Origin of the sequence: Hyphomonas sp. (genome assembly GCF_017792385.1) — a bacterium.
GTDB lineage: Bacteria > Pseudomonadota > Alphaproteobacteria > Caulobacterales > Hyphomonadaceae > Hyphomonas.
The window spans coordinates 1,860,856-1,874,530 of record NZ_CP051230.1; the positions used below are offsets into that span (position 1 = coordinate 1,860,856).

The 13,675-nt window shown below is 61.5% G+C and carries 10 protein-coding genes; 6 read left to right on the plus strand and 4 right to left on the minus strand.

Features of this window, described 5'->3' with window-relative positions; translation table 11 throughout:
* The gene (gene msrA, locus HF955_RS09265) at positions 1 to 651 is read left to right on the plus strand and encodes a peptide-methionine (S)-S-oxide reductase MsrA (RefSeq protein WP_291079254.1); all 651 of its coding nucleotides are present in this window, start codon (positions 1 to 3) and stop codon (positions 649 to 651) included.
* Here msrA and HF955_RS09270 read toward each other — a convergent pair.
* Positions 648 to 2,372 (minus strand): glycosyltransferase family 39 protein, encoded by a 1,725-nt coding sequence (locus tag HF955_RS09270; RefSeq protein ID WP_291079255.1) that lies wholly within the window; start codon positions 2,370 to 2,372, stop codon positions 648 to 650. The two genes, msrA and HF955_RS09270, sit on opposite strands and share 4 nt — an antisense overlap.
* A 257-nt stretch (positions 2,373 to 2,629) precedes the next feature.
* Here HF955_RS09270 and HF955_RS09275 point away from each other — a divergent pair, with 257 nt between their 5' ends.
* The 3 genes from HF955_RS09275 (at position 2,630) to aguB (ending at position 7,664) form a co-directional block, all read left to right on the plus strand.
* Positions 2,630 to 5,728: a TonB-dependent receptor gene (locus tag HF955_RS09275; RefSeq protein ID WP_291079256.1), complete on the plus strand. Its 3,099-nt coding sequence runs from the start codon at positions 2,630 to 2,632 to the stop codon at positions 5,726 to 5,728.
* Positions 5,729 to 5,828: 100 nt separating this feature from the next.
* Complete coding sequence (locus tag HF955_RS09280) at positions 5,829 to 6,803, plus strand: agmatine deiminase family protein (RefSeq protein ID WP_291079257.1); 975 nt, start codon at positions 5,829 to 5,831, stop codon at positions 6,801 to 6,803.
* An 18-nt stretch (positions 6,804 to 6,821) separates the two neighbouring features.
* Positions 6,822 to 7,664: an N-carbamoylputrescine amidase gene (aguB, locus tag HF955_RS09285; RefSeq protein WP_291079258.1), complete on the plus strand. Its 843-nt coding sequence runs from the start codon at positions 6,822 to 6,824 to the stop codon at positions 7,662 to 7,664.
* Here the strand turns inward: aguB and HF955_RS09290 are convergent.
* Entirely contained in the window at positions 7,661 to 8,212 is a 552-nt protein-coding gene (locus tag HF955_RS09290) for an EF-hand domain-containing protein (RefSeq protein WP_291079259.1), read from the minus strand. The genes aguB and HF955_RS09290 overlap by 4 nt on opposite strands.
* A gap of 199 nt (positions 8,213 to 8,411) precedes the next feature.
* Between HF955_RS09290 and HF955_RS09295 the strand changes: the two genes are divergently transcribed.
* Both HF955_RS09295 and yghU read left to right on the plus strand, forming a co-directional pair.
* Positions 8,412 to 10,862 carry a PAS domain-containing sensor histidine kinase gene (locus HF955_RS09295; protein WP_291079260.1) on the plus strand — a complete coding sequence of 817 codons (2,451 nt, stop codon included), beginning with the start codon at positions 8,412 to 8,414 and terminating at the stop codon, positions 10,860 to 10,862.
* 116 nt (positions 10,863 to 10,978) lie between these two features.
* Entirely contained in the window at positions 10,979 to 11,851 is an 873-nt protein-coding gene (gene yghU, locus HF955_RS09300; protein WP_291079261.1) for a glutathione-dependent disulfide-bond oxidoreductase, read from the plus strand.
* A 12-nt stretch (positions 11,852 to 11,863) separates the two neighbouring features.
* Here yghU and HF955_RS09305 read toward each other — a convergent pair whose 3' ends face one another.
* Together HF955_RS09305 and HF955_RS09310 are read right to left on the minus strand one after the other, a co-directional pair.
* On the minus strand, positions 11,864 to 12,658 hold the full coding sequence (locus HF955_RS09305; RefSeq protein WP_291079262.1) for a class I SAM-dependent methyltransferase: 795 nt from the start codon (positions 12,656 to 12,658) through the stop codon (positions 11,864 to 11,866).
* A gap of 22 nt (positions 12,659 to 12,680) precedes the next feature.
* Positions 12,681 to 13,652, minus strand: coding sequence for an oxidoreductase (locus tag HF955_RS09310; RefSeq protein WP_291079263.1), 972 nt, complete (start codon positions 13,650 to 13,652; stop codon positions 12,681 to 12,683).
* Positions 13,653 to 13,675: the final 23 nt, after the last annotated feature.

Consider the following 13,675-nt stretch of genomic DNA (forward strand, 5'->3'; position numbering starts at 1 on the left):
ATGCGTACACCGTCTGCCCCCACACTGACCATTGCCGCCGGCCTTGCGGCCATGGCGCTTGCCTTCTTTTCGAATGCGGGCGCTGAAGACCAGCCCACACTGGAGACCCAGGGCAAACGCCTCTCTTCGGCGGTGTTTGCCGGAGGATGTTTCTGGTGCGTCGAGGCAGACTTCGACAAGGTCGATGGCGTGGTGGACACGATCTCGGGGTATACGGGCGGCGATCTGGCCAACCCGACCTATGAACAGGTCTCGCGTGAGAATACCGGGCATTATGAAGCCGTGAAGGTTACGTATGACCCGGAAGTGGTCAGCTATGAAACGCTGGTCGACTATTTCTTCCGGCACGTCGACCCCACCGATCCCTACGGGCAGTTCTGCGACAAGGGCGACAGCTATCGTACCGCGATTTTCGTCGGCAGCCCGCAAGAGCGCGCCGTGGCCGAAGCCGAGATTGCCGACATCGAGGAGTCGGGCGTGCTGAAGGACCCGGTCATGACCCGGATCATCGATGCCGATACGTTCTGGCCTGCCGAAGGCTACCATCAGAATTATTACAAGAAGAACCCGATCAAGTATCGCTACTACCGTACGGCATGTGGCCGCGATGGTCGGGTCAAGGCGCTCTGGGGCAATGCCGGCGATCACTAGTCCTTGGGTGCAGGGCAGGGGGCTGGCTTGAACTCGCTCTGCCCGTCGAACCGCGCTTCCCATGCCGCCGTGCGATCCTGCCGGTCATGGCCCGTGCCGACATAGAGCTGGAACTCCCGTACGATCGGGCAGCCATTGCTGCGATGGCCGAGCGGGATGGACACGGTGCCAACATGTTCGAAGTCTGTGAAATCACTGCGCAGTCTCGGGCGCATGCCCGGATGCAGGGAGGCCACAAGCACGCGATCTGCCAAGTCTCCCTCGAGCGGCACGGATTCGGAGAAGCTTTTCGGGCCGGCATATCTGCGCCATGAGATCAATGGCAGGTCACGGTCGCGGGCATAATAGTCGAGACCGTGCCAGGCCTCCCGCTCATCCACCAGAACAGATGTCGCGCCCAGCGCCTCGGCGTGGGCGAACACTTGCTCGGCGGCCGCATCCCAGCCGCGGGTCCGTTTCAGCGCATTGTCGAAGCCTAGTGCGGACGAGGTCGATGCCGGCAACAAGGCGATCGTCATGAAGGCCAGCATCAGGACCGTGTGCAGGGCAAAACTCGTCCACAACAGGCCGGAGGGGGCATGGCGTATGAGATGCCCGAAGCCGAGCAGGGCACCGGCCACAACGAGGCCGATGCCGAGGCGTACCGACAGGGCCATGTCCGGTGCCAGCAGAAAGGCGATCAGGCAGATGCCTGCAATCACATACCACAGCATCCGGTTCGGACGGGCCCGGACCAGCCAGGCCGCAACCAGAACGCTTGCCGCCGGATAGGCGGTGGCAGCCCAGTTCGCGTTGGCGCGTGACAGTATGGCCTGACCGAGGATGATCAGCAGCACCGGCAGGATAAAGCAGAGCAGCCAGCGGTCGCGCCCGAGAATGCCCTGATCTTCGCTGCGCATCACCACCAGGCCGCACAACAATGCCAGAAAGCTGATCGGGCCAAACACGCCCAATTGGTCAACGAGAAAGGTGAGGGCGTTCCCGGGATGGATCAGCTCGCCGCCAAGATTGGCATTGTCGACCGTGTGGCTGACCGTTTTGAAGTCGTTGGCTGCGTTCCACAACAGGTGCGGGGCGAATATGGCGGTGCCGACGCACAGGGCGGCAAGCCCTTTCCAGCCGAGCAGCGCGCGCCGGGTCTGCACATCGATGAGCAGGAGAAGGGCAATCCCGATGAGGAAGTAGAGCATCGCGTATTTCGAAAGGAAACCCAGCCCGATTGCGGCGCCCAGTCCCAGCGCGCTGGCCCATCCGCCGGTGCCGTCGCGCATGCGCCACAAGCTCCACAGCGCCGCGCACCAGAACGGCATCAGCACGCCGTCTGTCGAGATTACCACTGAAGACAGAATGACAGCCGGCATGAGGGCGTAGCCGATACTGGCGAACATGCCTGTGCGTGGACCGTACATGTCCCGTCCGAGATGGAAGATGAAGACCGCGCCGATCGTGTGCAGGAAAGCTGCGGGCAGCCGGACCGCCCATTCGGCCGTGCCGAATATGGAGGTGACCCCATGGATCACCCAGGCAATCATCGGGGGTTTTGAATAGTATCCCCAGTCGAGCGTATCGCCCCAGCGCCAGTATTGCGCTTCGTCCGCATAGAGATCCAGCGGGGAGACGAGATTGAAGCCGACGCGCAGTACAAGCAAGGCGGCGAGACTGGCGAGCGTTGCGGTTTGCCAGGGACCGGGCGATTCGTGCGAATGGGCCGTCATCGGCATGGGTTCCTTCTCAACTTGAGACCTATGCCGGGCTCATAAGGCACAATACACCCGGCAGCGCACGCATTCCGAGCAGTATTGCCCTCAAACCGTGTCTTTTTTGCATCGCAGCAAACGGATTGGCTGTGATCGCAGACTTTAGTGCTGAACCTTCAAGATCTTGTCACTAATCTGTCATCCGGAGTCGTTATCCGACCCGCAGTACCGGCGACCCGCAAGGGGCGGTTGCTGGCGCATCACCGACTAGGGGAAAAGTCATGAAAAATTGGACCACTTTTGGGCGCGGAGCAGCTGTATCTGCTGTTGCGCTCAGCATGGCCGGCGTCGCGATGGCGCAGGTCACGACCTCGTCCATTCGCGGACAGGTCACGAATGATGAAGGTCAGGCTGTTGCCGGCGCCTTGGTGACTGTTACGGATCCGACGACCGGACTGACCCGTACCGCCACCACCAACAATGTTGGCCAGTACACGATCCGCAGCCTGCCGATCTCCAGCGACTATGTCGTGTCCGTCACGTCCGACGACCTGCAGGGCCAGTACCTTGAAGACGTTGGCCTCAGCCTCGGCGACGCCACCCAGGTGAACTTCACCCTCTCCACGGATTCCGAAGCGCGTCAGGAAACGATCGTCGTGACCGCATCGGCCGCTGATCTCGCACCGACCGCAACTGGCCCGTCGGCCTCCTTCGGCCTGGAAACGCTGCAGAAAGCGCCGGCCATCAACCGCAACATCACCGACGTGCTGCGCCTCGACCCGCGTATCTATGTCGACGAATCCCGCGGCGACATCAACGCAGTTCAGTGTGGCGGCAAAAACTCCCGCTTCAACTCGCTGACCGTTGACGGCGTTCGCATGAACGACAATTTCGGCCTGAATTCGAACGGCTACCCGACCGAGCGTATCCCGTTCTCCTACGACGCCATCGAGCAGGTTGCTGTCGAACTGGCCCCGTTTGACGTTCAGTATGGCGGTTTCTCCGCTTGTAACATCAACGCTGTCACGAAGTCCGGTACCAACGAATTCCACGGCTACCTCTTCGGCGACTACACCAATGACGGCCTGCGCGCCGACAGCCTCGAAGGCGACGACATCACCACCGGCGAGTATGACGAATACCGCTACGGTTTCGGCGTCGGCGGCCCGATCATCAAGGACAAGCTGTTCTTCTTCGCGGCCTATGAGAAGCTTGAAGGCGTGAACCTGTTCGACCGCGGACCGCTCGGTTCCGGCGCCGTCAACGAAGTCAACATCACGCAGGCTGAAGTCGACGAAATCCGCAACATCGCCATGGAACTCTATGGCTATGATCCGGGCACGATCCCGACCAGCGCTGACAATTCCGACGAGAAGATCCTGGTCAAGCTCGACTGGAACATCAGCAATGATCACCGCGCGTCCTTCACCTACAACTGGAATGATGGCTTCAACATCGCCCAGTCCGACGGTGACTCCGACGAGCTCGAATTCTCCAACCACCTCTATGAGCGTGGCGCCGAGCTGACCTCCTATGCCGGTTCGCTCTACTCCGACTGGACCGACAATTTCTCCACCGAGATCCGCGTTGCCTATTCCGAACTGGACAACCGTCAGATCTCTGTCGGCGGCACTGACTTCGGCGAGATCACGATCGAAACCGACGATGTTGACGTCTACCTGGGTGGCGATGACTCCCGTCAGGCCAACAAGCTGTACTACGAGACCCTCAGCCTCGCGCTGAAAGGTTACTACTCGACGGGCAACCACAATTTCAGCTTCGGCTATGAGCGTGAAGCCCTCGACGTGTTCAACATGTTCGTCCAGCACGTCGAAACCGAAATCGACTTCGACGCATTCAGCGGCGCAGCGAATGCTGGCACGCTGCCGGGCGTCTTCGATCCGGCGATCGAGAACTTCCGCTTCGGTTATGCCGACAACATCAACTACAACAACTCCCCGACCGGCGACCCGAACAATGCGGCAGCTGACTGGGGTTACGAGATCAACACGCTCTACGCCCAGGACGAAATCGACTTCGGCAATGGCGTTGTTGTGATCGGTGGTCTGCGTTACGACTGGTACACGACCGATGATGCTCCGGAAACCAACCCGGACTTCCTCGCCGACTACGGCTTCTCCAACAACCAGACGCTGGACGGTGAAGGCCTGCTTCAGCCGCGCCTCGGCTTCGAGTGGGACTTCTCCGACAATCTCGACCTGCGCGGTGGTGTTGGCCTCTACTCCGGCGGCAACCCGAATGTGTGGCTGTCCAACACCTACTCCGGCAACAATGTGCTGCAGTTCGGTGCTGACGGTGGCGCGTTCGGCCTGGAGCAGAATGGTGGCCCGTCCATCTTCGACATCGACTACGGCATGTGTGAAGACGGCGTTCCGACCGGACCGGGCTACTGTGTCCCGCAGGCCATGATCGACGCTGTGGCGGCTGGCGAAGGTTCGAACTTCGAGATCAACTATCTCGACCCGAACTTCGAAATCCCGTCCGAATGGAAGTTCGCCTTCGGCGGTACGTACTATGCTGACGCTCCGGCGCTTGGCGGCGAGTACGTCCTCTCCGGCGACGTGCTCTACACGGTCGGCCAGGACAGCGCTGTCTGGATCCGCGGCGACCTCGAGCAGACCGGCACGACCACGGTCGACGGCCGCGTCTACCCGACCTACAGCAGCGTTCGCGAGCCGGCCTTCGTGCTGACCAACTCCAAGGCTGATGCCAAGTCGCTGCTCGTGTCCGGCTCGATCTCGAAGTCCTATGACTTCGGTCTCGACTGGTCCCTGGGCTACGCGTACACGGATGCGGAAGACGTCCACCCGATGACCTCTTCGGTGGCCTTCTCCAACTATGTGAACCGTGCCTTCGGTGATCCGCAGGATGTCAGCGCAGCAACGTCTGACTACAACACGAAGCACCGCTTCACGGCGCTCGCCAATTATGAGCGTGCCTTCTTCGGCGACAACCTGACCACGTTCTCGGCCTTCGGCCAGGCCGTGTCGGGCCGTCCGTACAGCCTCGTTGCTGACGTCGACCCGAACAGCATCACCGGCTTCACGCCTTACCTCGAAGGCAGCCCCTTCCTGGCGGCTGGCGCAGAGCGCAACGGTGAAGAAGGCTCCTGGTGGGGCAAGGTTGACATCAAGCTGGAGCAGGAGTTCCCGGGCTTCCTGGACCACAAGGCGTCGGGCTTCATCGTGGTCGACAACTTCACCAACCTGCTGAACGACGAGTGGGGCATCCTGCGTGAGCCGGGCTTCCCGTCCGTCTGCACCGTCGATGCATCCGGCACGCCGACGCAGAATTGTGAATCCCGTCAGGGCGATGCATCGCGCTACGAGATCCGCTTCGGCCTGCGTTACGAGTTCTAGTCTCCGGAACTTCGTGATATGAAATCGGGAAGGGCGGCTCTGCGAAGGGCCGCCCTTTTCCTTTGGAACAAGCTGTGGCATGGCGCGCTCAATGTCTGACATGAAACCTCACCTCCTGCCCGAATGGGCCCCGCATGCTGCCCTCTGGGTCGGCTGGCCCCGCCTTGTCGAGGAATGGGGCGGCAGTCTTGAGGGGCCGCGCGCCGATATTGCCGGCTTCATCCGGGCGGCTTCCGGCTTCGTCCCGGTGCGTGTCGCGGCCGGGTCCGACGAGGCGGAAGCGTCGGCCCGCGCCGCGGTCGGCGATTGCGCAGAAATCTGTCGCATTCCGACCGGGGACATCTGGCTGCGCGACACCGGCCCGATCATCACAGGGTCGGGCGAGGGTCGCCGGGCGCAAGTGTTCCGGTTCAATGGCTGGGGCGGGAAGTATCTCATGCCGGGCGATACTGAAACGGCCGGCGCCATTGCGGCACATGAAGGCATCGCCGTGAAACGGAATGACATCATTCTGGAAGGCGGTGGCATTGATGCGGACGGCACCGGACGGCTCCTGACGACCGGACAATGCCTGTTGAACCCTAACCGGAACCCGGAACTCGACCAGGCCGGAATCGAAGCCGCCATTACAGAGGCGCTCGGTATCTCAGAATATGTCTGGCTTGGCGACGGCCTCCTGAACGATCATACCGACGGCCATGTCGACAATGTCGCCCGTTTCATCGCCCCCGGCCATGCGATCTGCCAGCATCCTTCGGGTTCGGATGATCCGAATGCCGAGACCCTGCAGCAGATCGAAACCACGCTGCGCCGGGCGGGCCTTGAAGTGACAACGATACCGTCCCCCGGTCTTGTGAAGGATGAGGATGGCAACCCCGTGCCGGCGAGCCATATGAACTTCACCATCACGAACGGGGTTGTGCTGGTCCCTGTGTACGAGGATCGCTACAGCCTGGTGGCGCTGGCCGAACTGAGCGCCCTGTTCGAGGGCCGCAAGGTGATCGGCCTGCCAGCACGTCACATTCTCAATGGCGGGGGCAGTTTCCATTGCATGACCCGCGAAATTCCAGCCTGATCCCGCAGGAGCCCGACCATGACCCGATCCCTGACGCTCGCCGCGATCCAGTTTACACCCTCGGATGATATTCAGGACAATATCGACCGCGTGGCCGGCCATGTCCGGGAAGCTGCGGAGAAGGGGGCCGATGTCATCCTGCCGCCGGAACTCTTTACCGGCTTCTATTTCTGCAAGACGCAGGAAGAAGAGCATTTTGCCCGGGCATATCCCTGGCGCGAACACCCGGCGGTCGAACAGCTATCGGGCCTGGCAGCTGAACTGGGCGTGGTGATCCCGGTCTCGATCTACGAAAAGGACGGGCCGCTCTATTACAATTCCCTCGTCATGATCGACGCAGACGGAACAGCGCTGGGCGTCTATCGCAAGAGCCATATTCCCGACGGGCCGGGCTATCAGGAAAAATTCTATTTCCGGCCGGGCGACACCGGATTCCGGGTCTGGGACACGATGAAGGGCCGTATCGGCGTGGGCATCTGCTGGGATCAGTGGTTCCCGGAAGCTGCGCGCGCGATGGCGCTGATGGGCGCTGACGCCCTGCTGTATCCCACTGCTATCGGGGCCGAGCCCCAGGACTCCACACTGGACACTGCCGGACGCTGGCGCCGGGCGATGCAGGGGCATGCCGTGTCCAACACCATCCCGGTCGTGGCCGCCAATCGCGTCGGTGATGAAGAGGGCCAGGTGTTTTACGGTACGAGCTTCATTGCAGACCAGACCGGCGAGATCGTGATCGATTTCGGCCGGACAGAGCAGGGCGTGCTGGTGGCGGAATTCGATCTGGATGAAATCGACCGTGAGCGCGCGGCGTGGGGGTTCTTCCGGGATCGCCGGACGGACCTGTATGACATCCTGACCTAGTTTCGCGGCATCGGCCGCACGGGCCGATCATTCTCGGCCAGTTCCCGTTTCTCGCGTCTCGGAGCCTTCAGGTCCGAAACCTGGATCACACCGGATTCAGATGCGTAATCGTCCGCGAGGCTGGAGATTACCGTCTGGAACTCATCATAGCTCGCCCTGCGGTCCAGATTGGGATCGAACCGCGCTGGATTGCCGAGCGTGTCATCCCGCACCGGCTGGCGTTCGGCCCACGCCAATTGTTCCAGCGGGCTGAGATAGCCGTCCTGATTGGTATCCGCCTCTGAAAACGCAGTCTGGATTCCGGTGGCCAATTCCTCAGGCGTCACCTTGCCGTCGAGATCAGTGTCGAAACTGACAATCAGGCCGCCGCCGGCGACCAGCTTTTCCGGAGCATGACGGTTCTTCGGTGCCTTGCGCTGCCCCGGTCCGGGATAGGATTGTCCGGGCAGGCGCACCAGTTCGTCGCCTTCATCCCCCGAGCCGGCAGCGGCGGGAGCAGCGAGGCCGACAAGGGCAGCTGCGGACAGGACAATCAAAAGGTGGCGCATGAACACACTCCGGGACGGTTCGATTGGGGAGAGTATGCGTGTGTGGCGTTTTTGCAACATGACGTTTCAGTTATCTTGCCCGCGCGGGCGTCCGGCATTAGCGTCTCGTTAACGCCGCCTTAACGCAAAGGGAGCAATCCGTTAACCAGTTGCGGTCGCCGCCCGGCGTCCGATTCGTGCGATTTGGATTGAAGAGATTATGGCAATCACGGCGGACCAGGTACCTATCATCATGTCTGCCGGCGCAACGGCGCTGGGTCTCGCCGCCTTGCTCTGGGCCTTGCGCGTGTCCGACGGGGCACGCGGTGCGGCCCGGAAATACAAGGACAGGTCGTCCGATCTCGAAACGCTTCTGGCTGAACACCGGTCCATTCTCGGGGCCCATCCGGGCGTGATTCTCGTCTGGCAGGGCGACGCGCTCGAGCCAGACAGCGATGAGATGACGCCGCCGGAACTGTATGGATCACCCGTCGCGCTTGCCGGTCTGCTCAGCTTTACGGATGACGCCATCTCGCCGGATCCGGCGGTACGGATCATCGAAGGCCTGGCCGATCTCGAAGCCCGCGACAGTTCCGGACAAGACACGACACTGCGCATTCGTCTGCGCGAACTGCGCGATACCGGACAGGCATTCTCTTTGACCATTATCGGCCCATCCGGCCGATTCCTGGAGGCGGACGGCCGCACAGCCGGGGCCCGCGCCGTGGTCTGGGTAACCGATACGACCATCAAGGGGCTGGAGGAAAGCTCGGCCCGCGGCAAGCTGGAAGAGGCCCGGCAGGTCATTGCACGCGACCCCACGGCATTTCTGGACATGCTGGGCAAGGCACCATTCCCGGCCTGGCGCGTCTCGGGCATGGGCAAGCTGCAATGGGTGAACCCGTCCTATATCGATGCGGTGGACGGCGTGAATCTGGACCGCGTCCTGGACCGCCAGCTCATGCTGGATCAGGCCTCGGCGGATCAGGCACGCAAGACGATTTCCGAAGGCGCCGACATCGACGAGACTCGCCACATGGTGGTGAATGGGGAGCGCCGCGCGATGCGGGTGCTGACCTTCCCTCTGTCCGGCGGGGCAGGGGCCATGGCCTTTGACGTCACCGCGCAGGAAAATGCCCGCGAAGAATTGAACCGCCACGTCCGGGCCCATGATGAGACGCTGAACCATGTCGCCGATGCGGTGGCGATTTTCGGGGCCGACCGCAAGCTGACCTTCTACAACAAGGCATTCCGCGACATGTGGGACCTTGATGAGAGCTTCCTGCTGGATCGCCCGAACCATGGCCAGTTGCTGGACCGCCTGCGTGAACGTCGCAAGCTGCCGGCGCGGACGAATTATGCCGAATGGCGCGCCGAAGAATTGTCCTATTATCTCGATATTGACGGCGTCAAGGAAGACACCTGGTCGCTTCCAGATGACCGGACCCTGTCCGTGACGCGTCAGCGCCACCCGATGGGGGGGCTTCTGCTCCTGTTCAAGGACATTACCGGCGAACTGGACCTGAAGACCAAGTTCAATGCCATTGTGAAAACGCAGGCCTCGACGCTGGACAATCTGCACGAGGCTGTGGCCGTGTTCGGGGGAGATGGCCGGTTGAAGCTGTTCAACAAGGCCTTCGAGCGCCTGTGGACGCTGGACCATGACAAGCTGAAGGACCAGCCGGACTACAGCGCGGTCATCGAGGATTGCGTGCCACTGTTTCACGATCTCGATGTGTGGGATGCCATCAAGCGCCACATCACCGATCCGTCCGCCCGGGCACGCCAGTCGACCACCGGTGAGATGCGCCGGTCCGATGGCTCCATCCTGACTTATCTCACCCACCCCCTGCCGGATGGAAACACGCTGATTGCCTTTGCAGACGTGACCGCGACACGCCGTGTGGAGTCAGCCCTGCGGGACCGGGCCGAAGCGTTCGAGGCAGCGGACCGGCTGAAGACAGAGTTTGTCCGCAACGTGTCCTATCAGTTGCGCTCCCCACTGACCGTCATCTTCGGCTATGCGGAATTGCTGGAAACCCAGCGCAATGGCGATCTGACCGAGCGCCAGTCTGACTATGTCAGCGCGATCCTGTCTGCGTCCGATCACCTGTCCAAGCTGATCGAGAACATTCTGGACCTGGCCATGATTGAAGCCGGGCGAATGGATCTGGATGTGAAGGATGTCGACCTTGGCCATGTGATCGAGGAAAGCATCGACATGGTCGTATCGAAAGCCGAGGACACGCAGATTGCCGTGCGCGCCGACATCACGGGCGATCTGGGCACGATCCGTGCGGACGAGCGCCGCATCCGGCAGGTCCTGTTCAATCTGATCTCAAACTCCCTGCGCTTCACCGATTCCGGTGGCGAAATCGTGGTGTCCTCGCAACGTGTCGGCGACATGGTCACCTTGTCAGTGCGCGACAATGGCCGCGGGCTGGCCGCCGACAAGCGCGCAACCAGTTTCGACAGTTTCGTGTCGGGTGATCAGAGAGGGGCCGGTCTCGGACTGGCGCTGGTCAAGCACTTCATCGACCTGCATGGCGGCACGGTCGGCATGAAGCCGGTCGAGGGGGGCGGACTGGAAGTGACGTGCTGGCTTCCCGTGAAGGTCACGAAATCGGCCCAGCCGCAGGATCTGCTGCTCACGGAGAGCGTGCCGGCCTGAGCGTGATGCTTTGTGTGGCTTCAGCGCTGTTTAGGATTTCTCACAAAGAAGTTTGCTGACAATCGGCTATCGGCTCCTACATGTTTGCGTGACACGCAGAAGGAAGGACGCGCCACATGGCTGACAAGACGTACACACCGCCAAAGGTCTGGACCTGGGACAAGGCCAGTGGGGGCCGGTTTGCCAATATCAACCGTCCGATTGCCGGGCCGACGCATGACAAGGAATTGCCGGTCGGCAAGCATCCTCTCCAGCTCTATTCACTTGGTACACCCAATGGGGTGAAGGTGACGGTCATGCTCGAGGAATTGCTCGCAGCCGGCCATTCCGACGCCGAGTATGATGCCTGGCTGATCAATATCGGGGAAGGGGACCAGTTCGGGTCTGGTTATGTTGACCTGAACCCGAATTCCAAGATTCCGGTCATGTTCGATACGACCACGAAGACCCGCGTGTTCGAAAGCGGTTCCATCCTTCTTTATCTTGCCGAGAAGTTCGGTGCGTTCCTGCCGACAGACCACAACAAGCGGACGGAAACGCTGAACTGGCTGTTCTGGCAAATGGGCTCGGCGCCCTATCTGGGCGGGGGCTTTGGCCATTTCTACGCTTATGCGCCGGAAAAATTCGAGTATCCGATCAACCGGTTTGCCATGGAGGTGAAGCGGCAGCTGGATGTTCTGGACCGCAATCTGGCCGAACGCGAATTCATGGCCGGTGACGAATACACGATCGCCGATATGGCAATCTGGCCGTGGTATGGCGCGCTGGTGAAGGGCCTTGTCTATGAGGCCGGAGAATTCCTGCAGGTCCACGAATACACGAATGTCATCCGCTGGACGGACCAATTGGCAGCCCGCACGCCGGTCCAGCGCGGCCGCATGGTGAACCGCACATTCGGAGACCCCGCCTCGCAATTGCGTGAGCGGCATGATGCCAGTGATTTCGAGACCCGGACGCAGGACAAGCTGGAGCCCAAAGGCTCGAGCTAGCGCTCCGGATGGTCAGGGCTTCTCGAATTTGAGAATGTAGCGATCCGTCTGTCTCCGGATGGACGGATCGAATACGTTGACGGTTCCATCATCTGCCGGATTGGCGAGCAAATCGCTTTCCGCGACCAGTCTGAGACCGACATCCGCCATCATCTCCATCAGCGTGTCCTGCGCGAGGCGATGGGTGTCGCCCCCCGTTGTCGGAGGCGCGCCCTCGGGAGCACGATGGTCGATCACGACGAAGTGCCCGCCACGCTTCAGGACGCGGGCGATTTCCGCAAAACATGTTTCCGGATCGCCTAGCGCGCCGGGGGCGGAGCCTTCGGGCGTGTACCAGAGTTCGTGCGGGCCGAGGAACCAGGTGACGAGATCGACTTCCGCGTCCCCGATAGGCTCGAAATCATCGAAGGCGGTCTGGATATGGGTCACGTTTCTCAAACGGCCATCCATGCGCTTTTCCACCGCATCGCCGAGGAATGTCTCGAATTCCGGCGGGTTCTGCAGATAGACCTTCCCTTCCTCTCCCACGACCAGCGAGAAAAGTTCGGTGTAGATTCCGGTCCCGGCTTCCATGTCCAGGACAGTCATGCCGGGCAGGACTCCGGTGAATTCGAGGATTTCACGGGATTTCCGGATCCGGTACTGCTCGAAATCATCCGCCGGTCGGCCATCTTCCACGAAGACCGTGTCATAGTCGAAGGTCGCCGCAATGGGGGCGGAACCTGCGGGTACGGCCTGTTGCCGCGTCGAAAGCGGACTGCAGGCCGTCAGGCCGAGGGTGAGGGCAAGCAGGAAAATGGGTCTCATACGGATCTATCCTGGATGGGGCTCAGGCCTTGCTGAGCATGGTCTCACTGATGTCCCAGAGGCGTTCGGCCTTTTCGTCGTCGCAGATCCAGGGACGGGCATGTTCCCATCTCTGACTGTCTTCCGTCGCAAGTTTTGCGATATCGCAATCCTCGCAGTAAACGCCGCCCTTTCCGTCCAGTGCAGGGGAGGTCGCGGCCCAGACACTGGTCGAAGCGCCCTGTTCCGGGGTCTTGAACATGGCCTGTACCATGGGCGGGATGGTGCCGTCCGGGTTTTTCCAGCCAAGTTCAGCCATCTCCTCATCGGTCAGATGGCGCTGCAGCGGCGTGAAAATCCCGCCGGGATGGACTGAGAAGGCCCGCACACCAATATCGCGGCCGCGCCGGTCCACGCCGAGCGCAAACAGCGCACAGGCGGACTTGGACTGTCCATAGGCCTCCCATTTGTCATAAGGATGGCTCTCATAGTTGGGATCGTCCCAGATCACGTCGGAGCGGACATGGGCGGTCGAGGACAGTGCGACCAGGCGCGCGCCGTCAGCACGCTCCAGAGCTGGCGCGAGTGCGAGGCTCATCGCCATATGGGCCAGATGGTTCACGCCCAGCTGGCGCTCCCAGCCGGGGCCAACGCGCGTTTCCGGACAAGCCATGATGCCGGCATTGTTGATCAGGATGTCGAGCGGGCGTCCGGTCTCGTCGAAATCGGCAGCGAACTTCTTCACGCTGGGCAGGTCTTCGAGATCCATGGCGGCAATCTCGATTTCGCCCGGCACATTGGCCAGGGCGGCCTCGGCAGCATCGACCCGGCGGGCCGGCACAGTCACGCGGGCGCCTGCGGCGGCCAGGGCGCGGACGGTTTCGAGGCCGATGCCGGAATATCCGCCCGTCACGATGGCGTTGCGACCGGCAAGGTCGATTCCCTCCAAGACCTCGCTGGCGGTGGATTTGGCGTGAAATCCGGATCCGGTCGGTACCTGATCTTGTGCGGCCATGTGTTTCCCCTTCTGATATGTCT

What these genes read in the sequence shown, in the direction of transcription:
- HF955_RS09290 (WP_291079259.1), bottom strand. Translation starts at nt 8,212, where the DNA reads ATGCGCCACCTTTTGATTGTCCTGTCCGCAGCTGCCCTTGTCGGCCTC.
- HF955_RS09275 (WP_291079256.1), top strand. Translation starts at nt 2,630, where the DNA reads ATGAAAAATTGGACCACTTTTGGGCGCGGAGCAGCTGTATCTGCTGTT.
- HF955_RS09270 (WP_291079255.1), bottom strand. Translation starts at nt 2,372, where the DNA reads ATGCCGATGACGGCCCATTCGCACGAATCGCCCGGTCCCTGGCAAACC.
- HF955_RS09310 (WP_291079263.1), bottom strand. Translation starts at nt 13,652, where the DNA reads ATGGCCGCACAAGATCAGGTACCGACCGGATCCGGATTTCACGCCAAA.
- HF955_RS09295 (WP_291079260.1), top strand. Translation starts at nt 8,412, where the DNA reads ATGGCAATCACGGCGGACCAGGTACCTATCATCATGTCTGCCGGCGCA.
- HF955_RS09305 (WP_291079262.1), bottom strand. Translation starts at nt 12,658, where the DNA reads ATGAGACCCATTTTCCTGCTTGCCCTCACCCTCGGCCTGACGGCCTGC.
- aguB (WP_291079258.1), top strand. Translation starts at nt 6,822, where the DNA reads ATGACCCGATCCCTGACGCTCGCCGCGATCCAGTTTACACCCTCGGAT.
- yghU (WP_291079261.1), top strand. Translation starts at nt 10,979, where the DNA reads ATGGCTGACAAGACGTACACACCGCCAAAGGTCTGGACCTGGGACAAG.
- msrA (WP_291079254.1), top strand. Translation starts at nt 1, where the DNA reads ATGCGTACACCGTCTGCCCCCACACTGACCATTGCCGCCGGCCTTGCG.
- HF955_RS09280 (WP_291079257.1), top strand. Translation starts at nt 5,829, where the DNA reads ATGAAACCTCACCTCCTGCCCGAATGGGCCCCGCATGCTGCCCTCTGG.